Genomic DNA, 21,090 nt, shown 5'->3' on the forward strand with positions numbered 1-21,090 from the left:
CCCGCCCTAGCGTAAAATAATTTCAAGCTTCGGTTTGTCTGTTACGCGAGGCGCGGTCGGCCAGCCTCCCGCACCCCCGTCAAATCCCAGCTTTCATCGAAGTTTCGCCGGCGGACGGAGCGGGCGTCAGGCGGCCGGAGCGATGGCGATCGCCTTCTTCGCAAGCCGCGCAACCAACGCCGGATCGTCGGCCGCCTTGGCGACGACGCCGATATGGCCGCCGGGCATCGTCCGCGCGATCAGCACGACGAACTCGGCATCGCCCGCATCATGCTCTAGCAGCACCGCGGGCGGCGCGGCGCGCAGCGCTTCGAGCCGCGCACCGCCGGCATCCGCCGTCTCGCGGCGCGGGCGGCGGCTGGCGCGCGCATCCTTGACCAGTCCCTTGAGCCCGCCCGGATAGCGGTCGAGATAGGCGGCAAGCGCGCCCCGCCCGACGCCCTCCTCGCGCGCATGTCCCAGCACACAGGCATATTCAGCGAGCCGCGTCTTGTCGTAGCCGGCGCCGAAGACGAGCTTGACCACCGGCGTCATCGGCGCGCGCGGCTGGGCCCGGATGCCCGCATCCTCGATTAGCGCAGCAAAGGCCTGCGGCTGCGCCTCGGCAGCCAGCGCGAAATCCCAGGCGCGCTCGACCGCCGCGTAGAGCGCGTGGCGGCTGCGGCTGTCGGCGCTCTGCGCGCGCTCCGCGGTTTCGCGGGCACGCGCCAGCCAGTCGGCGAGGTCCGCCGTCTCGTCGAGCGCGGCTGGCGCGCCTTCGTCCGCGTCCCCGGCGCCGTCGAGCGTCAGCGGGCGGCGCGCACGAACGCTGGCGGCGGCATCGGGCGCCAGCGCCGCGAAGCCCGGCTCGGCCGCGTCGTCCATATGACCCGAATCGGGGCCGTCGGCCCAGACGGGCACCGGCGCGGTGAGCGGCGGCGCGCTGCGCAGCGCCTGTTCGACCGACAATTGCAGTTCCTCCGCCTGGTCGGCGGGCGCCGCTTCCTTCCAGTTGATCACGCCGAGGATGAAGTCGATCGTGTCGTCGTCGGACGAGAAGGGCAGCAGGATGCCGCGATACATGATGGTGATGCCGCGGTCGTTGACGAACTCGGCCTCGAAACCGATCGGGGCGCGGTTGGCGATGATCTGGAGATAATGGTCGGTCAACCGCGACAGCAGCGACCGGCCGGGGATCTGGCTGATATACTGGACGTCCTCGTCGATTTCGGATTCGGCGCGCAGCCGCTCGCCCAGAAAGGCGACCGCCGGATTCTCGACGCCGGCAGTGAAGTCGAGCAGCACCGCATGCGGCCCGAAATCGCCGACATGGTCGAGGTCGAGGTCCTCGGCCGACGGATAGGAGCGGTCGCCGAGCAGCGACGCCCAGTGATTATAGGCCCGGACCTGCATCCGCCGCTCGTCGACCCCGACGGCCGGCGGCGCATCGATGGCGCCGTCGTCCTGGTCATGGCTGCCCGAAAGCAGGCCGCGCATGCTGTCCATCATCTGTCCCCAGTCGCAATCATTCCGCGGATTCATGCACCGGGACTGGTAAAAGCGGCGTAAACGATGCGCCGCCGCTGTCAGGCGAGGCTGGTGTCGATCGGCAGACCCGCCTTCAGCGTCAGCGTCACCGGCGTGCGCTCGGCAATGTCGGCAAGCCGCGCCTGCTGGTCAGCGTCAAGGCCGACAATCGCCAGCCGGCGGTCGATGCGCCGTTCCTCCTGGCCGTGGAGGCGCAGCGAGACCTCGACCGATTCGAGCGGCCAGCCCTTGCGGTCGGCGTACATGCGCAGCGTGATCGCGGTGCAGGCGCCGAGGCTGGCAAGCAGCAGGTCATAGGGCGCGAAGCCCAGCCCCTGCCCGCCCAACGCCGGCGGCTCGTCGGCGACGAGCGCGCGGCCGCCCACCTCGATCGCGGTGCGATAGCGGTCCCTGCCGATGCGTGCGATGCCCTGCGCCATGCGAGTCTCCCTGTCCGGTGCGCCCCCATGCTATCAGCCGGGTGTAGCCCCGATCAATGCGCGGCGTCCGGCCGAATACTTTCGCCGCCCGATCTGCCTTCCCGCAAGCGGGAGGGGTTGGCGCGGGACCGCTCGGCGCCACCGCGACGCCCGATGATTCCCGCACGCGCCCGAAAAGCCCCTATCCGACGAAGGCGCGTTCGATCACGAAATCGCCCGGCGCCGCGTTCGACCCTTCCCGGAATCCCAGCGCCTCGAAGCGCGCCTGGAGGTCGCGGATCATCGCCATGCTGCCGCACATCATGATGCGGTCGGTCGCCGGATCGAAATGCGGCGCGCCGGTCAGCGGATGGCCGAACAGGCGGCCGCTGTCGATCAGTGCGCCGATCCGTCCGGTCGACCGGAACGCCTCGCGCGTCACGGTGGGCAGATAGTGGAACTGCAGCAGCGCCTGGTCCTGCACCAGCGGGTCGCCGGCAAGCTGGCTCTCCAGTTCCTCGCGGAAGGCGAGGTCGCTGACTTGCCGCGCGCAATGGACGAGCAGTATCTCGTTGAAGCGTTCGTAGATGTCGGGGTCGCGCGCGAGGCTGAGGAAAGGCGCGAGGCCGGTGCCCGTCGACAGCAGGAACAGCCGCCGCCCCGGTAGCAGCGCGTCGGCGACCAGTGTCCCCGTCGGCTTGCGGCCGAGATAGAGCGGATCGCCCGGCGCGATCGCCTGAAGGCGCGAGGTCAGCGGCCCGTCGGGCACCTTGATCGACAGGAACTCGAGCTCGTCGGCATAGGCAGGGCTGGCGATCGAATAGGCCCGCAGCAGCGGCCGCCCTTCGCCCGGCAGGCCGAGCAGCACGAACTCGCCCGACCGGAAACGGAAGCTCGGCGGGCGGGTGATCGAGAAGCTGAACAAATGGTCGTTCCAGTGCCGCACGCGTAATACCTCCTCCACGGTCAGCGAGGCGGAAGGCGCGAGTTTCGCGGCGGCGGCGATGCGATCGCTCATGTCGATGGTCCTGACAGGCTGGGAGAGGGTGTGGTGAGGTGCGAAAGGTCGAATCCGGCTGCTGCGAGTTGCGAGGCGGCGGCGTCGATCGCCGCGAGCGCGGGCGCAACGCTCGCCTCGTCGACCAGCAGGCCGAGCGTCGCGCGCGCCGTGTCCGTCCCGCCCGACGCCGCGTCGCTCCACAGGCGGAGCAGGACCGCCTCGACCTCGCCGATGCGCGCGCAGCCCATCGGCGCGAACGCCAGCCGGGTGCGCGAGCCGCTGACGAGCAGCGCGAAGGCGACGTGGACATCGGGCAGCGCGGCGAGCGCGCCGACGCCCGCGAAGCCGCGGTGCAGCGCCCGCGCCGGGCAGCATCCGCGCTCGATCGCCAGTGCCCACCCGCGCATCGCCCACAGCAGAAGGCGCCCGCCGTTGCAGAGGCTTTCCACCGGACGATCGACAAGCGCGTACATCTGTTCCTCCTGCGGCCGGGCGCAGGCCGGCGGTCGCGGATCGCCATACATACTATTGAGAGTCATTTGCAATTACAGATTGACCCGTTGCGAGATAATTGCGGCCGAACCGCTCATTGGAGCGCGATGCCATCGGTTGGACTCGTCCATTGCGAGCCCCGATCAGGTCTGGGTTCGCAATAACGAAGCGGGTCGATTCAAAGCCATCAGGTCTAGCATTCGGGTTCACGCTCCGCGCCGTTCCCGGCCCGCGTCGAAAGGCCTTCTCCACATTATCGCGGCATGCCAGCCTCAGCGCATGACCTTCGTCATTTCGTGAATGTAGGCGACTCCACCTCCCGCAAGCGGGAGGGGCAGCGAGGCTTGCGAACTTGTTCGCTAGCCGCAGCGGGGTGGGCCTTGGTCACACCGCCGGCCTACTCCGACCCTTCCTGCAAGCTGGAAGAGAGGTCAGATGGGAGCATAATCCAAAAAGGGGGAAAAGGGGGATACGTAGTGTGACTTTCGTATACTTTGGAATAATATTGCGCGCTTCCCGAAACCCCTGTCCCGCGAAGGCGGGAACCCGGAGCGTCGGGACGCCAACGCCGGCCTTTCATCACCCACCCACCTTCGCGGGAATCCTAATAGGCAGGCTCGCCACCGCCCAGCACCGTTTCCGCCTGCGCGGTCAGCCAGGCCATCGCCGCGGCCCAGGGTTGATGGCCGTGGCTGATCCGCGCCACGCCGAGCGCCGCCAGTTCGGCATGCGTCGGTCCGGCGGACGAGCGAAGGATGTTGACCGGCAGCGGCGAGGTTTCGCAGATCGCACCGATGCACCGCACGTCGGCAAGGAAGGGCACGAACAGCGACCCCGCGCCCGCGTCGGCATAGGCGCGCGCGCGTTCGAGCGTCACGGCGACGAGCGCGGCGCCGTCCACCGCCGCATCACGGCCCCGGAAGCTGTCGCAGCGCGCGTTGACGAAAAGGCCGGTATCGGCGGCGGCGCGATAGCGTGCCTGCGCCGCGGCGATCGGCAGCAGTTCCGACGCACCGGGCAGTCGATCCTCGATATTGACCCCCGCGGCGCCCGCCTCTCGCGCCCGGGCGATCGAGGCGCCGACCGCCGCCGGGTCGGCGCCGTAGCCCGATTCCATGTCGATCGTCACCGGCAGGTCGGTGACGGCGAGAATGCGGCGCAGATTTTCGAAAACGTCCTCGAGCGGAAAATCCTCTCCGTCGGCGCAGCCCTGCGCGCCCGCGACGCCATAGCTCCCCGTCGCGATCGCCTTGGCGCCCGCCGCCGCGACCGCCTTCGCGCTGCCCGCGTCCCAGATGTTGACGAGGATCAGCGGGTTGCCGGGAACGTGCAGCGCCCGGAATGCGGCAATCGCGCTTGATGATACCGGCGTCATGGGATTTCCCTTTTCAGAAGTTCGCGCTTGATCGGCAGGCCATAGGCATAGCCGCCGAGCGAGCCGTCGCTACGCACCACCCGGTGACAGGGGATCAGCACCGCGACATTGTTGGCGCCGTTGGCGCTTCCCGCCGCGCGCACCGCCTTCGGTTTGCCGACCGCAGCAGCGATGTCGGCATAGCTGCGCGTCTCGCCCGCCGGAATCTTCCGAAGCTCGCGCCACACCGCTTCCTGAAAGGCAGTGCCCTTCACGTCGATCGGAATATGATCGAAGCCGGCCGCTGGCGTCTCGACCGCTTCGACCACCTGCGTCAGCAGCGCCGCGAAGGACGCGCCGCCCTCGACGAGCGTCGCCGCGGGGAAGCGCTCCTCCAGCGCCTCGCATCCCTCGGCGAAGGACAGGCGGCACACGCCCCTCTCGGTCGCCGCGACGAGCATGTCGCCCAGGCTGGTCGGCACCACCGCCCAGTGGATCGTCACGCCCTTGCCCCCGTTCACCCACGCCGAAGCCGTCATTCCCATGCGTCCCTCCATATTGTCGTAGAATCGCGACGGCCCCGAAAAGCCGGCGTCGTAGATCGCGTCGGTCACGCGCGCGCCCTCGCTCAGCGCCGTCCGCGCACGCTCCTCGCGCAGCGCGCGGGCATAGGCGGCGGGCGACAGGCCGGTGTGGCGGGTGAAAACGCGCTGGAAATGCGTCGGCGAATAGCCGATGCGCGCGGCGAGATCGGCGAGCGCGAGCGGCTCCTCGCTACCCTTGATCGCCGCGATCGCGGCGATCACCGCGCCCTCGTCGCGCGCGACATCATCGGGCAGGCAGCGCCTGCAGGGGCGCAGCCCCGCCGCGCGCGCCGCCGCGCCATCGGCAAAGAAACGGACATTGGCGCGCGCCGGATGCCGCGCCGCGCAACTCGGCCGGCAATAGATGCCCGTCGTCAGCACCCCGGTGACGAAGCGCCCGTCGAGCGCCCGGTCGCGGCGCTGCACCGCGGCCCAGCATTCGTCGTCGGTCATGGTCCCGGCGCTCATGTCGCGTCCCTTTCGATCCGCGCGGCGAAACAGCCGTAGGCGGCGTTATGCGCGTCGATATAGGCGGTCGCATCGTCGGCGAACAGGGCGCGGATCGCACCGTCGACCTCGCCCGGTCCCGCCAGCCGCGCCGTTCGCAGCATGCAGCCGGCATCGAAGGCGCGCAGCGCAAGCGTTCGTCCCTCGAACACCGGGGGCAGCGCATCGCGATAGGAGGCCGCCGGCACGCCGGCGCGGACATAGATGGCATAGGCGCTGCGATAGGGCGTCGCGACAGCGTGGCTGACGTGATGGAGCAGGATCAGTTCCTCGCCCGCCCGCGCATCGCACAGGCTGACGCGACAGGGAAAGCCGCGGTCGGCGGTCGCGGTGACGCGGCGGGCGTTGTGCGCCGCCAGCTTTGCGTCGTTCATTGCGAACAGCGGCGCAAAGGGTTCGGGGTCGAGCCCGGTGATGGCATAGGTCATGGACCGTCCTTTCTTCGTGTCGCACCCGTCTGCCATGCGCCGCCGCGGGGCGCGTCCCGATGCTTGCGTTCAAAGCGCGCCTCACTAATCTGCCGCGCCATGACCCGCCTCCTTCCGCTGCTGCTCGCCTTTTTCGCCATCGTCCTGCCCGCGCGGGCCGCCGACGACATCAGCGCAGCCTCGCGCAGCGTCGTGCGCGTCGTCACCGTCGCGATGATGGAGGGCGAGGTGGTCGGCTTCGGCCACGGCAGCGGCATCGCGATCACCCCGACGCGCATCCTGACCAACGCGCATGTCGTCGAATCGGCGGTCCGCTATCCGAACAATGTCGCGCTCGGCGTCGTCCCGTCGGAGGGGCAGAAAAGCTATCCCGCCAGGCTGATCGCGATCGACACCGCGCGCGACCTCGCGCTGATCGAGATGGGCGAGGGCCGGCTGCCCGCCGCCGCCATCTATACCGGGCCGCTCGAAGCCGGGACCGATGTCGTCGCGCTCGGCTATCCAGGCAACGTCGACCTCGCGACCGCGCGCAGCGCCGCCGACTATATTACCCCGCGCACCCCGGTACGCAGCGAAGGCAACATGTCGAACGTCCAGGCGGTCGACGGCATCGCGACTCTGGTCCACACCGCCAAGATCTCGCGCGGCAATTCGGGCGGCCCGCTCGTCGACGCCTGCGGGCGCGTCGTCGGGATCAACACCTTCATCACCCGCGCCGACGACGGCGATTCGCCCTTCGCCTTCGCCATCTCGGTGCGCGAGATCGCGCGCTTCCTCGCCGACGCCGGACAGCAATATACGAGCGTCGGCACCGCCTGCCTGTCGATGGCGGAGGCGACCGCGCGCGACCGGGCGGCGCTCGACGCCGAAACCCGCGCGGCGGCCGAGGCCGATGCCGCGAAGACGGCGGCGGCGCGGCTCGACCGCGAACTGAAACAGGCGCGCGCCGAAGAAGCGGCGCTCGCGTCGCGCGAGAACCGCATCGCGCTGGCCGGGGTCCTGTTCGTGATCGGCGCGCTCGCCGCCGGGGCCGGGCTGCTCTTCTACAGCCAGAAGGCGATGCGCAACGCGAAGATCGCCGGCGGTGCGGGCGCGGTGCTGATGATCGGCGCCGCGATCCTGTTCGTGACGCGCCCCGACGCGCATGCCGAAATTGCTGGAGAAGCGGACCAGGCGCCGGCGCCCGATGCCGCGCCGAAGCTGGCGCAGGGGAATTTTCTCTGCACGATCCAGCCCGACCGCAGCCGCATCACCGTGTCCTCGACCGTCGACGTGCCGGTCGAGATCGGCGGCGACGGCTGCATCAACCGGCGGACCCAATATGCGCAGGGGGCGGACGGCCGCTGGCAGCGCATCCTCGTCCCGAACGAGGAGGCGACGGTGACGATCGCCTCGATCGACGACGGCGCCCACGAATATCGCGTCGAACGCTATCTGCTCGACGCCGAGACGATGGCGAAGGCGCGCGCGCTGCGCGCCGCGGCGGAGATCAAGGGCTGCGCCGCCGACACGCAGGCGCTCGCCGCCTTCGCGACCCAGCAGGACGCAATCAAGGGCGCGCTGCCGCCGACGCCGAACGAGCGGCTCGTCTATCGCTGCCAGAAGGTCGCCGGTTCGGCGGCGGCCGCACCTTGACGTGACCTGTTAAACGACCTATTAACAGGTCATGGGAAAGCCGCTTCTCGCCGACTTCGGCATCAGCATCTCGGAACTCAAGAAGAATCCGTCCGCCGCCATCCGCGCCGCCGATGGCGCCCCCGTCGCGATCCTGAACCGCAACACGCCCGAAGCCTATCTGGTCCCCGCCGACGCGTGGGAAGCGATCCTCGATGCGCTCGACGACATCGAACTGGCGCGGATCGTCAGGGAGCGTCAGGGTCAAAGATCGATAAGAGTCGATATCGACGATCTATAACAAAGGCTGCGAGCAAATAGGAACGTGTCCCCGCGAAGGCGGGGACCCATCTCCGATCCGCGTAAAATGGAGCCGACCGGAGATGGGCTCCCGCCTTCGCGGGAGCACACGGTTTTTTCCTTCACTAGTTGATCGCCCTTCAACTCTCGCACGCCTCTGACCCGCGCCATCCAGCGCGCCTCAAGAACGCGCCCACAGCGGAAAGGCCGCGACCAGGGACGCCAGCAGCAGGCCCGCCATGCCGAGGTCGGAGATCATCGCGACATTTTCCGAAAAGCCGCGGTCCTTGCCGGCGACGTGCAGCGCGCCCGCCATCGCATAAAAGAGCATCCCCGCGATCGCCATCGGCGCCACCCATTCGGGACGCCTGATCGAAGCGATCGAAATCAACCCGATCGTGAGGTTCCAGAAGCCGAGTTCCTGCGCGAGCGGGAAGGCCGCCCTGTCGGTGACGCCGAAAATGCCCGTCGCGGTCAACTCCGGCTTCACGATCTGCCGCGCGCCCGCGATGAACAGCCGGACACCGACGCCCCAGAAGACGAACCATTTCCCGATCAGCCACCACAGATTGATGGTCCCGCTACCGGTCCAGCGTTCGACCAGCACCGACGCGGCCGGCAATATCAGCATAGTCAGCAGAACAACCGTCAGATGCATCGCCCTACCCCCCCATGCTTAGCCCCCGCACGCCTTGAACAGCATCAGCGTCCGCTCGCGCGCGAGCTCCGCGCTCGTTTCGTGATAATCCTTGCGGCGGTCGCTGTTGAAACCGTGTCCGGCCTCATAGACGAAGATCTGCGCGGTCGGATGCTCGCGAGTGATCAGCGCCTCCACGCCCTCCATCGGAATCCCCGCATCAAAGCGGCCGAAATGGGCGATGGCCGCGCATTGCGGCGCCTGGTCGGCGAACTGCGTCGGGACGAGGCTGCCGTAATAGCAGGATGCCGCGGCGAGGTCGGGGCTGGTCTGCGCCATCCGCCACGCGACCGACCCGCCATAACAATAGCCGGTGATGAAGACCGGCCCCCCGGAACCATTGGCGCCCTTCAGCGCGTCGATGCAGGTCTGCGCGTCCTTCAGGCTCTGCTCGAACGGGTGGAGCTGCCGCGCCAGTTCGACCGCGCGTTCGAACTGCGGCCCCGAATAGTCGCTCTCGAACCCCGGATGCTCGCGGTCGAACAGCGCGGGCGCCAGCACCTCATAGCCGTCGGCGGCATATTCGTCGCACAGCTCGCGGATATGGTCGGTGACGCCGAATATCTCCTGGATCAGGACGAGCCCGCCCCGGCGCTCGCCCTCGGGCTGCGCGTGATAGACGGCGATCTCGGCGCCATCGTCCATCGTCATGCGGATCATCTCGCCCATACGCTTCCCTCTCTTCCGTTCGTCCCCGGACCTGATCCGGGGTTGTCGAAGGGCCGTTCTTCCTTGACCGGTGTTTGAAGAAAGAACGGCACTTCGACAAGCTCGGTGCGAACGGACGTAGCAGGGTGCTCGATTCCCCACCCTCGCCTTGCATTGCAGCAAAATCGTTGCTACGCGCGCCGCGACTTTGCAGCGGGGGCATTTTCGGATGCCGGAAACCCGCGCAGCCATCCCCCTCGGGATCGTTAAAGAAGGACTTTCGCGCGTGGAGAATTCCGGCGGCATTCAGGGCAACATCACGGCGGGCCTCGCGGGCCGTTATGCCAGCGCGCTGTTCGATCTGGCGCGCGAATCGGACGCCATCGACGGCGTCCGCCAGAGCCTGGCGACCCTCAAGGCCGGGCTCGCCGAATCGGCTGACCTCGCCGCGCTGACCCAGAGCCCGGTCGTCGGCCGCGCCGACGCCGCAAAGGCGGTCGCGGCGGTTGCGAAATCGCTCGGGCTGGATTCGCTGACCACCAAATTTCTGGGCGTGCTCGCCGAGAATCGTCGCCTCGCCGATCTGGGCGGGATGATCGACGCGTTCGACGCGATCGTCTCCGCGCATCGCGGCGAAGTGACCGCGAAGGTGACGAGCGCGCATCCGCTCAGCGCCGAGCAGCTCAAGGCGCTTGCCGCCAACCTCAAGACCCGTGTCGGCCGCGACGTTCAGATCGCGACGACCGTCGACCCCGCCATCCTCGGCGGCCTCGTCGTCCAGCTGGGCAGCCAGCTGATCGACGGCAGCATCCGTACCCGTCTCAATGGCTTCGCACAGGCGATGAAAGGCTAAACAATGGAAATCCGCGCTGCTGAAATCAGCAAGGTCATCAAGGACCAGATCGCCAATTTCGGAACCGACGCCACGGTCAGCGAGATCGGCTCGGTCCTGTCGGTCGGCGACGGCATCGCCCGCGTCCACGGACTCGACAATGTCCAGGCCGGCGAGATGGTCGAATTCGCCAACGGCGTGAAGGGCATGGCGCTCAACCTCGAAGCCGACAACGTCGGCATCGTGATCTTCGGCTCGGACGCCGAGATCAAGGAAGGCGACACCGTCAAGCGCACCGGCACGATCGTCGACGTCCCCGTCGGCAAGGGCCTGCTCGGCCGCGTCGTCGACGGTCTTGGCAACCCGATCGACGGCAAGGGGCCGATCAAGGCCGACAAGCGCATGCGCGTCGAGGTCAAGGCGCCCGGCATCATCCCGCGCCAGTCGGTGCACGAGCCAGTGCAGACCGGCCTCAAGGCGCTCGACGCGCTTGTTCCCGTCGGCCGCGGCCAGCGCGAACTGATCATCGGCGACCGTCAGACCGGCAAGACCGCCGTCGCGATCGACACCTTCATCAACCAGCGCGAAGTCAACAAGGGCGACGACGAGAGCAAGAAGCTCTATTGCATCTATGTCGCCGTCGGCCAGAAGCGCTCGACCGTCGCGCAGATCGTCCGCCAGCTCGAAGAGAATGGCGCGATGGAATATTCTATCGTCGTCGCCGCGACCGCGTCGGAGCCCGCGCCGCTGCAGTATCTCGCGCCCTACACCGGCGTGACGATGGGCGAATTCTTCCGCGACAACGGCATGCACGCCGTGATCGTCTATGACGACCTGTCCAAGCAGGCGGTCGCCTATCGCCAGATGTCGCTGCTGCTGCGCCGCCCGCCGGGCCGCGAAGCCTATCCGGGCGACGTCTTCTACCTGCACAGCCGCCTGCTCGAGCGCGCGGCGAAGATGAACGCCGACAACGGCTCGGGCTCGCTGACCGCGCTGCCGATCATCGAGACGCAGGCGGGCGACGTGTCGGCCTATATTCCCACCAACGTGATTTCGATCACCGACGGCCAGATCTTCCTCGAAACCAACCTCTTCTACCAGGGCATCCGCCCCGCCATCAACGTGGGTCTTTCGGTGAGCCGCGTCGGCTCGGCCGCACAGACCAAGGCGATGAAGAAGGTGTCGGGCTCGATCAAGCTCGAGCTCGCGCAGTATCGCGAGATGGAAGCCTTCGCGCAGTTCGGCTCGGACCTCGACGCCGCGACGCAGAAGCTTCTCAACCGCGGCGCGCGCCTGACGCAGCTGCTGAAGCAGCCGCAGTTCCACCCGATGCCATTCGAGGAGCAGACCGCGTCGATCTTCGCCGGCACCAACGGCTATCTCGACAGCGTCGCGGTGAACGACGTCACCCGCTACGAAGCGGCGATGCTCGCCTATCTGCGCAGCGACCATGCGGATGTCCTGGGGACGATCCGCGACACCAAGGACCTGGGCGACGACGCCAAGAAGGGCCTGGTCGCCGCGCTCGACGCCTTCGCCAAGATCTTCGCTTGAAGCCAGTTACCGCCAGCCCGGCCATCGCGCCGGGCTGACGAACTAAAGGGGCCGTAATGGCATCGCTTAAGGAACTCAAAGGGCGGATCAACTCGGTCAAGTCGACCCAGAAGATCACCAAGGCCAAGAAGATGGTCGCCGCCGCCAAGCTGCGCAAGGCACAGGCCGCGGCCGAGGCCGCGCGTCCCTATGCCGAGCGGCTCGAAGGCGTCGTCGCGAGCCTCGCGTCGAAGGTCGGCGCCGCCGACGGCGCGCCGAAGCTGCTGTCGGGCACCGGCAAGAGCGACACCCACCTGCTGCTGGTGCTGAACAGCGACCGCGGCCTCGCGGGTGCGTTCAACAGCAACATCGTCAAGGCGGCGCGCGACAAGGCGCACGAACTGCAGGCCGCGGGCAAGACGGTTCGCTTCTTCCTCGTCGGCCGCAAGGGCCGCCCGGTGATCAACCGCCTGTTCCCCGGCCAGATCATCGAGAATTACGAGACGACCGGCATCCGCGAGATCGGCTTCGAGCAGGCACGCGAGGTCGCGGAGAAGATCAGCGAATTGTTCGAGGCGGGCGCGTTCGACGTCGCGCACCTCTTCTATTCGAAGTTCCGCTCGGCGCTGGTGCAGGAAGCGACCGGCCAGCAACTGATCCCCGTCCCCGCCCCCGACGAAGCCCCGGCTTCGAGCGGCGCAGCGGTCGAATATGAGCCCGACGAGGAGGCGATCCTCGCCGACCTGCTGCCGCGCAACGTGACGATCCAGGTCTTCAAGGGCCTGCTCGAAAACGCCGCGTCGGAACAGGGCGCGTCGATGACCGCGATGGATAATGCGACGCGCAACGCGGGCGACCTGATCAACAAGCTGACCATCCAGTATAACCGCAGCCGCCAGGCCGCGATCACCACCGAACTCGTCGAAATCATCTCCGGCGCCGAAGCGCTGTAAGCAGGAAGAAGCACATGGCCACCGCACCCGCCCCTGAAAAGAAGGCTCCCGCCAAAAAGGCCGCCGCGCCCAAGAAGCCGGCCGCGAGCAAGGCCGCCGCGCCGAAGAAGGCCGCGGCCGGCGCCGCGACCGGCCGCGTCGCGCAGGTGATCGGCGCCGTCGTCGACGTCCAGTTCGACGGTGCGCTGCCCGCGATTCTGAACGCGCTCGAAACCGACAACGGCGGCAACCGCCTGGTCCTCGAAGTCGCGCAGCACCTCGGCGAGAACACCGTCCGCACGATCGCGATGGACGCGACCGACGGCCTGACCCGCGGCCAGCCCGTCACCGACACCGGCGCGCAGATTTCGGTGCCCGTCGGCCCGCAGACGCTCGGCCGCATCCTCAACGTCATCGGCGATCCGATCGACGAACGCGGCCCCATCAACAGCGACATGACCGCGCCGATCCACGCCAAGGCCCCCGAATTCGTCGACCAGTCGACCGAGGCGGCGATCCTCGTCACCGGCATCAAGGTCATCGACCTGCTCGCGCCCTATGCGCGCGGCGGCAAGATCGGCCTGTTCGGCGGCGCGGGCGTCGGCAAGACCGTGCTCATCCAGGAACTGATCAACAATATCGCCAAGGGCCATGGCGGCGTGTCGGTGTTCGCGGGCGTCGGCGAACGCACCCGCGAAGGCAACGACCTCTATCATGAATTCCTCGACGCGGGCGTCATCGCCAAGGACGCCGACGGCAACCCGACGCCCGACGGGTCGAAGGTGGCGCTGGTGTTCGGCCAGATGAACGAACCGCCGGGCGCCCGCGCGCGCGTCGCGCTGTCGGGTCTGACCATGGCCGAATATTTCCGCGACCAGGAAGGGCAGGACGTGCTCTTCTTCGTCGACAACATCTTCCGCTTCACGCAGGCGGGTTCGGAAGTGTCGGCGCTGCTCGGCCGTATCCCTTCGGCCGTGGGCTATCAGCCGACGCTGTCGACCGACATGGGCGCGCTGCAGGAACGCATCACCTCGACCACCAAGGGCTCGATCACCTCGGTGCAGGCGATTTACGTCCCTGCGGACGACTTGACCGACCCGGCGCCGGCAACCTCGTTCGCCCACCTCGACGCGACGACCGTGCTGTCGCGCGCGATCTCGGAACTCGGCATCTATCCGGCGGTCGACCCGCTCGATTCGACCAGCCGCGTTCTCGAACCGCGCGTCGTCGGGCAGGAGCATTACGAGACCGCCCGCCGCGTTCAGGAAACGCTGCAGAAGTACAAGTCGCTGCAGGACATCATCGCGATCCTCGGCATGGACGAACTCAGCGAGGAAGATAAGCTGACCGTCGCCCGTGCCCGCAAGATCCAGCGCTTCCTGTCGCAGCCCTTCCACGTCGCCGAGGTGTTCACCAACATCCCCGGCAAGTTCGTGCAGATCGAGGACACGATCAAGTCGTTCAAGGCGGTCGTCGATGGCGAGTACGACCATCTGCCCGAAGCCGCCTTCTACATGGTCGGTGGCATCGAGGAAGCGGTCGCCAAGGCCGCCAAGCTGGCAGCGGAAGCGGCGTAATAAAAGGTCCCTTCCCGCTTGCGGGAGGGGTTAGGGGCGGGCCAGCGGCCTGCCCGGAACGAGCCCACCCCCGACCCCTCCCGCAAGCGGGAGGGGGGAGATTAGAGAATGGCCCTGAAGTTCGAACTCGTCACCCCCGCCCGCCTCGAAAGGTCGAGCGACGTCCATATGGTCACCGTGCCGGGCAGCGAAGGTGACTTCTCGGTGCTCGAGGGCCATGCGCCCTTCATGACGACGCTGCGCAACGGTCCGCTGACCATCTATGCCAGCGCCGGTGCCGCGCCCGAGACGATCGAGGTCGAAGGCGGCTTCGCCGAAGTGAACGAGGCCGGTTTGACCGTGCTCGCCGAGCGCATCGCGGGCTGACGCCGCGATATCGCCGGATCAAAGGGGCCTTCGGGCCCCTTTTTATTGGCGGCTTCGGGCTGGGAATCCGTCGCTCCCCCCGTCATGCTGAACTTGTTTCAGCATCCATGGCCTGCCCTCTCATCCAACACGGCGCCATGAGGAAGCGGCAGACCATGGACCCTGAACCAAGTTCAGGGTGACGAAAGATCGGATGGCGCCTTCCGGTCGAAAGCTCCCTTGGCTACCGCCCGTCGGCGCATAGTTCCACTCTCGCGCTTTGCTGCCATCCATCAGCGAAATGCGCGCCCTCAACCGTCCGGCTTCGCGCCAGTAGCGGATACGCCGCGGATACCATCGCAAAGCGCATCGTCATCCTCCACGTACCCTGTCGGGCTATTAGGAGATTATCAAAGTTTCCCTTTTATTCACCCTGCTTGATGGGGGGTCTGCTGGCGAAAGCCGCGCTCACCCCGAACGAGAAGCAGGATGAAGCGATGAGTGCATTCGGACGTCGTCCCGGAACCGCTGGCCGCCCCGCCTTTGGCGTGGCGAAGCCGATGCAGACTGGGCCCGGCGTGCCCGGTGGAAGCCAGTTCCCGCCCATCGAGCCCGCGCCCGCCGCGCACGATCCGGCGCCCTCGCCCCTGAGCCCCGAGCTGGAGGCGATGGAACGGCTGAACCAGCGATCGTCGGCCGAAAATATGGAACCCGAACGGGCGCAGGGGTTCGAGGCGAGCGTCCACAAGATCAAGGAACAGGTGTTGCCGCGCCTGCTCGAACGCGTCGATCCGGAGGCCGCGGCGACGCTGAGCAAGGACGAGCTGACCGAGGAATTCCGTCCGATCATCCTTGAGGTGCTCGCCGAACTGCGCATCACGCTCAATCGCCGCGAACAGTTCGCGCTCGAAAAGGTGCTCGTCGACGAACTGCTGGGCTTCGGCCCGCTCGAGGAATTGCTCGCCGACCCCGATATTTCCGACATCATGGTCAACGGGCCCTACCAGACCTATGTCGAACGCAAGGGCCAGCTCGTCATCGCGCCGATCCAGTTCCGCGACGAACAGCATCTGTTCCAGATCGCGCAGCGCATCTGCAACCAGGTCGGCCGCCGCGTCGACCAGACGACGCCGCTCGCCGACGCCCGCCTGAAGGACGGCAGCCGCGTCAACGTCATCGTGCCGCCGCTGTCCCTGCGCGGCACGGCCATCTCGATTCGTAAATTCTCGGCCAAGCCGATCACGCTCGACATGCTGTGCCAATGGGGCGCGATGAGCCAGAAGATGTGCACCGCGCTGAAGATCGCGGGCGCGAGCCGCTTCAACATCGTCATCTCGGGCGGCACCGGCTCGGGTAAGACGACGATGCTCAACGCGCTGTCGAAGATGATCGACCCCGGTGAGCGCGTGCTGACGATCGAGGACGCCGCCGAACTCCGGTTGCAGCAGCCACACTGGCTGCCGCTCGAAACGCGCCCGGCGAATCTCGAAGGCAATGGCGCGATCCACATGGGCGACCTCGTCAAGAACGCCCTGCGTATGCGTCCCGACCGCATCATCATGGGCGAAGTCCGCGGCGCCGAATGTTTCGACCTGCTCGCCGCGATGAACACCGGCCACGACGGCTCGATGTGCACGCTCCACTCGAACAGCCCGCGCGAATGCCTCGGCCGTATGGAGAATATGGTGCTGATGGGCGACATCAAGATTCCGAAGGAGGCGATTTCCAAGCAGATCGCCGATTCGGTCGACCTGATCGTCCAGATCAAGCGTCTGCGCGACGGCTCGCGCCGCGTCACCAACGTCACCGAGGTGATCGGCATGGAGGGCGACGTCATCGTCACCCAGGAATTGTTCAAGTTCGAATATCTGGACGAGGACAAGGACGGCAAGATCGTCGGCGAATATCGCTCGATGGGCCTGCGCCCCTATACGCTGGAAAAGGCGCGCCAGTTCGGTTTCGACCAGCCCTATCTGGAGGCGTGCCTCTAGAAACCCCTCTCCCCTTGGGGGAGAGGGTTGCGCAGACTTGGCGGCCTGCCGCCTAGGACGGATCGACATTCAGCTCTGGCGGCCTGCAAATGGCGGCTTTTCGCGCTTCCGGTGCTCACGTGCCGTCAGCACGCTGCGCTCCGGGTCCCGGAAATCCACCATTTTGACCTGTGGTCGTCTTCGACTCCGGCTCGCCATCTTCTGAATGTCGACCCGTCCTAGACCCCGATGACTTTGGATTGACCCACTTCGTCATTGCGAGCGGAGCGAAGCAATCCAGGGCGGTTTTCGCGACTCTGGATTGCCGCGCGGCTTCGCCGCTCGCAATGACGAGTCCGTCTCATGTCATCATGGCCTAGTCGAAGCTGGGGAGGGTATCGACGGCGCGCAAACACGCCACGCAGACACCCTCATCCAACTACGCCTAGCCGCTTTGCGGCAAGGGGAATCAGCCCTTGAGCGCGAACGCCGCTGCGAACAGCGCCACCGCGATGCTGGCGAGCGCGATGCCGCGCCACGGCATGAAGCCGACCCGGTCAACGTCATGCCGGTGCTTGCGGCGCCATTCGGCAATTTCGGCAATGCCGAACAGTACCACCGCCCCGATGCTGACCGACAGCATGGACACTTGCATCGACGCGCTTCCCTTCGCACTATGGACCTTCCCCAGCAGGATCGGCCCCACCGGCCCCTGCCAGCCGAAAGGTGCCGATATGCGTCATTTTCGTCCCGTTGCAATAGCCGCCCTGCTCGCCGCCTCGGCTGCTTGCAGCGCCCCATCGTCCAACGCGGCCGCGGGCGAGGCGGCAGCGCAGCCGTCGGATGCGATCGCGGCGGCGGTCGCGGCACCGACACGCACTGCGGCGAACCTGCCGCGCGACGCCTATCGCCACCCCGCCGAGACGCTGGCCTTCTTCGGCGTCACCGGCCGCGACACCGTCGTCGAGCTGTGGCCGGGCGGCGGCTGGTACACCGAAATCCTCGCGCCGCTCGCCAGGGCAGGCGGCGGCACGCTCTATGCCGCTGCGCCGTGGGAACGCGGCCTCAACAAGATCAAGGAGTGGCAGGGCGCACACCCCGACGTCTATGGCGCGGTCAGGCTCGCCGAATTTCCGGCGACCGGCGCGGGTCCGAAGGTACCCGACGGCAGCGCCGACGTCGTGCTGACCTTCCGCAACGTCCACAACTGGCGCTTCGGCGGCGCCGACAAGACCGCCGACGCGTTCAAGCAGATTTATGCGATGCTGAAACCCGGCGGCGTGCTGGGCGTCGTCGAGCATCGCCTGCCCGAGGAGATGGATTCGGCACGCGAGGAAAAGAGCGGCTACATGAAGCGCTCGTCGATCGTCGCCTTTGCCGAAGCCGCGGGCTTCCGCCTCGCCGGTGAGAGCGACATCAACGCCAACCCCAAGGACACGCACGATTATGAAAAGGGCGTGTGGACGCTGCCGCCGACGCTGACCGAGGGCGAGAAGGACAAGGACAAATATCTGGCGATCGGCGAATCGGACCGCATGACGCTGAAATTCGTGAAGCCCGCAAGCTGACCAAGCCGCTCGAAACCATCGACCCCGCGCTGCTGCTCAGCGCCTATGCGCAGGGCCTGTTCCCGATGGCCGACGGGGCGGACGATCCGTCAGTGCATTGGGTCGAGCCGCGGCTGCGCGCGATCCTGCCGCTCGACGGCTTCCATCTGTCGCACAGCTTGCGGAAGGTGATCGTCGCCGACCGCTTTCGAGTGACGACCGATACCGCCTTTCCAGCGATGATGGCGCTGTGCGCCGAGCCGGCACCCGACCGGCCGACGACGTGGATCAACCCGATCATCAAGGCGAGCTACGAACGGCTGTTCCGCCTTGGCCACGCGCACAGCGTCGAATGCTGGCTGGGCGACGCGCTGGTCGGCGGCCTCTATGGCGTGTCGCTGGGGCGCGCCTTCTTCGGCGAATCGATGGTCAGCCGCGTGCGCGACGCATCGAAGGTCGCGCTGGCGCATCTCGTCGCGCGGCTGAAGGCGGGCGGCTGGCAATTGCTCGACTGCCAGTTCATCACCCCGCACCTGGCGAGCCTCGGCGCGATCGAAATCCCGCAGGCCGCCTATCTCGCGCGGCTCTATTCGGTGTTGTCAGGGGTCGAGGGCGGAGCGGCGGGCGGGGTCGCCGGTGCAGGTGGCGGCGACGGCGGGGCGGGTGCAGCGGTCGTCCCTTCGCCGCCGTTCGTGGCGGGCGACTGGGGCGCGCTCGACGCCTTGGGCGCCGCATCCGACTTGGGAGCCGCCCGCGCGACCGGCTCGCCGCCGGGATATGTCATCGCGCAGCTTTTGACGTAGACGTCGAAGATCGGGTGCTGGATCACGTTGCGTTCGGGCCGCTCGCGGAAAATCCAGCCTGAAAAGACGCGATACCATTTGTCGTCGCGCTGATCCTGCACCGACAGCTGGACGAAGGCGCCGGTTTCGGGCGGGTCTTCCCACGGCGCGGTCTGCTCGCAGGCGCGCAGGCGGACGATCGCACGGCCCACGCGCGCCGAATCGCCCGGCTTCATCTCCAGCTCGCGGACCAGCCCGTTGCGCTTGTTGAGCAGGCCGAGCACCGCGACGCGTTCGGCCATCGGGGTCGCCCCCTCGATCCCGCCGACTTCCTGCGGCACGCTTTCGGAGCGCACCGCCTCGGCCTTGTCGACCTTTTTCGCCGGGCCGCGGTCGCAGGCGGCGAGCCCCGTCGCCGCGAGCAGCGCCGCAAGCGCGATCGGAAGCGGGCGCACCACCGCGCGGGTCACTCGGCGCCGGGGCGCCAGGCCTCATAGTCGCCGGTCGCGGCGGCGCGGCGCCCGCCGCGCTCGAGCGCGCCCGCTGGGCGATAGGCGCCGAGGCTGCCGGTCAGGTTCGGCGTCGGCTCGGCCTGCCACGGGCGCGGCGCGGGCAGCGCCTCCGACGGCAGTTCGTCGAGCGTGCCGTGCAGCCAGCCGTGCCATTCGGGGGGCACGCGGCTCGCGTCGTTCGATCCGTTGTAGATCACCCAGCGGCGATTCCCCTTGCGCGCGCGGTAATAGCGGTTGCCGAGGCTGTCCTCGCCGACCTTCTCGCCATTTTTCCAGCTGTTCAGCAGCGTGCCGACGGTCGCGCCGTCCCACCAGGTGAAAATCTTGCCGAGGATGCTCATGGCCGTGGCGTTTACAGGCAAGCCGCCGCGCTTCGCAAGCGCGAAAGGTCGGGAAGACCGAGAATCCGGTCCCCAATGAGGGTCAGAGCGTCAATTCTTCCACGTCACCGTGGCGGTCTCGTCGATCCCGAGCCGGGCGGCCGTTCCGCCCGCGAGTTCGAGTACCGCCGCGACGTCGCCGCCGCTGACCACCGGTTCGAGCGATTCGGGGATCGTGTTCTCGGCAATGCGGTCGATGCTGCCGTCGGCGCGGATGAAGATCATGTCGAGCGGGATCAGCGTGTTCTTCATCCAGAAGCTCGCCGGGCGCGGGGGAGTGAAGGGAAAGATCATGCCGCCGTCGGCGGGCAGGCTGGTACGGAACATCAGGCCGCGCGCCTGCTCCTCGGCGGTGCGCGCGACCTCGACCTGGAACTTGTGCTGCACGCCCATCATCGCGACGGTCAGCGGGACCGTCGCGCTCTGCGACTGGGCGTCCGAATCCTTGGCACAGGCCGTCACCGGCAGCGCCAGCACCAGGGCAAAAGCGGTCATCATCGCACGCATTCGGCAGTTCCTTTCGCCGGCCAATCGGGCTTTTCCTAATCGAGCGCCGCCTCGCCGTCCAGCGCCGCGAGTGCCGCATCGTCGCCGGGCGCAATCGCAAGGATGCGCCGCGCCAGCGCCGGCGCATGCCCCGCGCGGACGAAAGCCGCGACCTGCCGCTCGCGCTGCGCCGGATCGTCGGCCGCGCGCGTCGCAAAAGGGCCGAAGCGCCGCCGCCGCGCGAAACCGACCGCCGCCGCCATCGCGCGCTCCTCGGCCTCGGCGATCGCCTCGCCGCTGTCCTCGTCCGCGATGCCGTCGACGAAAAGCTGCGCCTTCACCCGCCGCACGCCCAACCCGCGGCGCGTCATCGCCCCCGCGCGCATCGCGGCATATTGGCGGTCATCGAGGAAGCGCAGCCGCTCCATCCGGTCGGCGACCGCATCGCACGCCGCCATGGCGTCGGCATCGCCCTGCCATTCGGATTCGCGGACCTTGCGGGCCAGATAGCGCGTCAATTTGGCGCGGCTCGTCGCGAATCGCGCGACATAGGCGAGCGCCAGTTCGTCGAGCCGGGCTGCGTCCAACGGCTTTTTCCGACGGTCGGATGGAACGCGGCTGTGCGACATATGCCATGTTTATGCC

At 67.6% G+C, this 21,090-nt stretch carries 23 protein-coding genes and 1 pseudogene; 10 read left to right on the top strand and 14 right to left on the bottom strand.

Going from position 1 to position 21,090, the window contains the following annotated elements; translation table 11 throughout:
• Positions 1-126 precede the first annotated feature (126 nt).
• The 7 genes from C3E99_RS14180 to C3E99_RS14210 all read right to left on the bottom strand — a co-directional run bounded on the left by C3E99_RS14180 (position 127) and on the right by C3E99_RS14210 (position 6,290).
• Positions 127-1,488 carry a PAS domain-containing protein gene (locus tag C3E99_RS14180; RefSeq protein WP_234002488.1) on the bottom strand — a complete coding sequence of 454 codons (1,362 nt, stop codon included), beginning with the start codon at positions 1,486-1,488 and terminating at the stop codon, positions 127-129.
• Between the two features lie 77 nt (positions 1,489-1,565).
• Positions 1,566-1,946 (bottom strand): OsmC family protein, encoded by a 381-nt coding sequence (locus C3E99_RS14185; RefSeq protein ID WP_076077057.1) that lies wholly within the window; start codon positions 1,944-1,946, stop codon positions 1,566-1,568.
• Between the two features lie 181 nt (positions 1,947-2,127).
• Positions 2,128-2,943, bottom strand: a complete 816-nt coding sequence (locus tag C3E99_RS14190) for a ferredoxin--NADP reductase (protein ID WP_067186150.1) — start codon at positions 2,941-2,943, stop codon at positions 2,128-2,130.
• On the bottom strand, positions 2,940-3,398 hold the full coding sequence (locus C3E99_RS14195) for a hypothetical protein (protein ID WP_076078161.1): 459 nt from the start codon (positions 3,396-3,398) through the stop codon (positions 2,940-2,942). The genes C3E99_RS14190 and C3E99_RS14195 overlap by 4 nt, the downstream gene beginning before the upstream one ends.
• A gap of 623 nt (positions 3,399-4,021) precedes the next feature.
• Entirely contained in the window at positions 4,022-4,792 is a 771-nt protein-coding gene (locus C3E99_RS14200) for an isocitrate lyase/PEP mutase family protein (protein ID WP_104959977.1), read from the bottom strand.
• Positions 4,789-5,823, bottom strand: coding sequence for a bifunctional DNA-binding transcriptional regulator/O6-methylguanine-DNA methyltransferase Ada (gene ada, locus C3E99_RS14205; RefSeq protein ID WP_076077063.1), 1,035 nt, complete (start codon positions 5,821-5,823; stop codon positions 4,789-4,791). The genes C3E99_RS14200 and ada overlap by 4 nt, the downstream gene beginning before the upstream one ends.
• Positions 5,820-6,290 (bottom strand): DUF1203 domain-containing protein, encoded by a 471-nt coding sequence (locus C3E99_RS14210; protein WP_104959978.1) that lies wholly within the window; start codon positions 6,288-6,290, stop codon positions 5,820-5,822. Before C3E99_RS14210 ends, ada begins: the two co-directional genes overlap by 4 nt.
• Before the next feature lie 99 nt (positions 6,291-6,389).
• Here C3E99_RS14210 and C3E99_RS14215 point away from each other — a divergent pair, with 99 nt between their 5' ends.
• Positions 6,390-7,925 (top strand): S1C family serine protease, encoded by a 1,536-nt coding sequence (locus C3E99_RS14215; protein WP_076077066.1) that lies wholly within the window; start codon positions 6,390-6,392, stop codon positions 7,923-7,925.
• Between the two features lie 31 nt (positions 7,926-7,956).
• Positions 7,957-8,205: a type II toxin-antitoxin system Phd/YefM family antitoxin gene (locus C3E99_RS14220; protein WP_104959979.1), complete on the top strand. Its 249-nt coding sequence runs from the start codon at positions 7,957-7,959 to the stop codon at positions 8,203-8,205.
• A gap of 180 nt (positions 8,206-8,385) precedes the next feature.
• Here C3E99_RS14220 and C3E99_RS14225 read toward each other — a convergent pair whose 3' ends face one another.
• Positions 8,386-8,862, bottom strand: coding sequence for a DUF6790 family protein (locus tag C3E99_RS14225; RefSeq protein WP_104959980.1), 477 nt, complete (start codon positions 8,860-8,862; stop codon positions 8,386-8,388).
• Positions 8,863-8,880: 18 nt separating this feature from the next.
• Positions 8,881-9,570, bottom strand: coding sequence for a dienelactone hydrolase family protein (locus C3E99_RS14230; protein ID WP_104959981.1), 690 nt, complete (start codon positions 9,568-9,570; stop codon positions 8,881-8,883).
• A gap of 265 nt (positions 9,571-9,835) precedes the next feature.
• Between C3E99_RS14230 and C3E99_RS14235 the strand changes: the two genes are divergently transcribed.
• The 6 genes from C3E99_RS14235 (at position 9,836) to C3E99_RS14260 (ending at position 16,759) form a co-directional block, all read left to right on the top strand.
• Positions 9,836-10,402 (top strand): F0F1 ATP synthase subunit delta, encoded by a 567-nt coding sequence (locus C3E99_RS14235; protein ID WP_076077074.1) that lies wholly within the window; start codon positions 9,836-9,838, stop codon positions 10,400-10,402.
• A gap of 3 nt (positions 10,403-10,405) precedes the next feature.
• Positions 10,406-11,935, top strand: coding sequence for a F0F1 ATP synthase subunit alpha (gene atpA / locus C3E99_RS14240; protein ID WP_076077076.1), 1,530 nt, complete (start codon positions 10,406-10,408; stop codon positions 11,933-11,935).
• Between the two features lie 56 nt (positions 11,936-11,991).
• Entirely contained in the window at positions 11,992-12,867 is an 876-nt protein-coding gene (locus tag C3E99_RS14245) for a F0F1 ATP synthase subunit gamma (RefSeq protein ID WP_076077079.1), read from the top strand.
• 14 nt (positions 12,868-12,881) lie between these two features.
• Entirely contained in the window at positions 12,882-14,423 is a 1,542-nt protein-coding gene (gene atpD, locus C3E99_RS14250; protein ID WP_076077081.1) for a F0F1 ATP synthase subunit beta, read from the top strand.
• A gap of 108 nt (positions 14,424-14,531) precedes the next feature.
• Positions 14,532-14,789 (top strand): ATP synthase F1 subunit epsilon, encoded by a 258-nt coding sequence (locus C3E99_RS14255; RefSeq protein ID WP_067112951.1) that lies wholly within the window; start codon positions 14,532-14,534, stop codon positions 14,787-14,789.
• Positions 14,790-15,265: 476 nt separating this feature from the next.
• Entirely contained in the window at positions 15,266-16,759 is a 1,494-nt protein-coding gene (locus tag C3E99_RS14260) for a CpaF family protein (protein WP_067113816.1), read from the top strand.
• 448 nt (positions 16,760-17,207) lie between these two features.
• Here C3E99_RS14260 and C3E99_RS19845 read toward each other — a convergent pair whose 3' ends face one another.
• Positions 17,208-17,393, bottom strand: a complete 186-nt coding sequence (locus tag C3E99_RS19845; protein ID WP_148650926.1) for a hypothetical protein — start codon at positions 17,391-17,393, stop codon at positions 17,208-17,210.
• Between the two features lie 79 nt (positions 17,394-17,472).
• On the opposite strand from C3E99_RS19845, the gene C3E99_RS14265 reads away from it, so the two are divergent.
• Both C3E99_RS14265 and aat read left to right on the top strand, forming a co-directional pair.
• The gene (locus C3E99_RS14265; protein ID WP_067186168.1) at positions 17,473-18,306 is read left to right on the top strand and encodes a class I SAM-dependent methyltransferase; all 834 of its coding nucleotides are present in this window, start codon (positions 17,473-17,475) and stop codon (positions 18,304-18,306) included.
• Positions 18,303-19,088, top strand: a complete 786-nt coding sequence (aat, locus tag C3E99_RS14270) for a leucyl/phenylalanyl-tRNA--protein transferase (protein ID WP_082737480.1) — start codon at positions 18,303-18,305, stop codon at positions 19,086-19,088. Before C3E99_RS14265 ends, aat begins: the two co-directional genes overlap by 4 nt.
• A gap of 44 nt (positions 19,089-19,132) precedes the next feature.
• Here the strand turns inward: aat and C3E99_RS20135 are convergent.
• The 4 genes and pseudogenes from C3E99_RS20135 to C3E99_RS14290 form a co-directional block, all read right to left on the bottom strand.
• Positions 19,133-19,369, bottom strand: a pseudogene (locus C3E99_RS20135) (DUF2155 domain-containing protein); the annotation flags it as partial.
• Positions 19,370-19,533: 164 nt separating this feature from the next.
• On the bottom strand, positions 19,534-19,920 hold the full coding sequence (locus C3E99_RS14280) for an NADH:ubiquinone oxidoreductase subunit NDUFA12 (protein WP_067111910.1): 387 nt from the start codon (positions 19,918-19,920) through the stop codon (positions 19,534-19,536).
• Between the two features lie 90 nt (positions 19,921-20,010).
• A complete protein-coding gene (locus tag C3E99_RS14285) occupies positions 20,011-20,457 on the bottom strand; it encodes a DUF192 domain-containing protein (RefSeq protein WP_082737481.1) in 447 nt (148 codons plus the stop codon).
• 44 nt (positions 20,458-20,501) lie between these two features.
• Complete coding sequence (locus C3E99_RS14290; protein WP_234002490.1) at positions 20,502-21,032, bottom strand: RecX family transcriptional regulator; 531 nt, start codon at positions 21,030-21,032, stop codon at positions 20,502-20,504.
• Between the last annotated feature and the right edge of the window lie 58 nt (positions 21,033-21,090).

The organism is Sphingopyxis sp. MG (assembly GCF_002953155.1).
GTDB classification, from domain to species: Bacteria; Pseudomonadota; Alphaproteobacteria; order Sphingomonadales; family Sphingomonadaceae; genus Sphingopyxis; species Sphingopyxis granuli.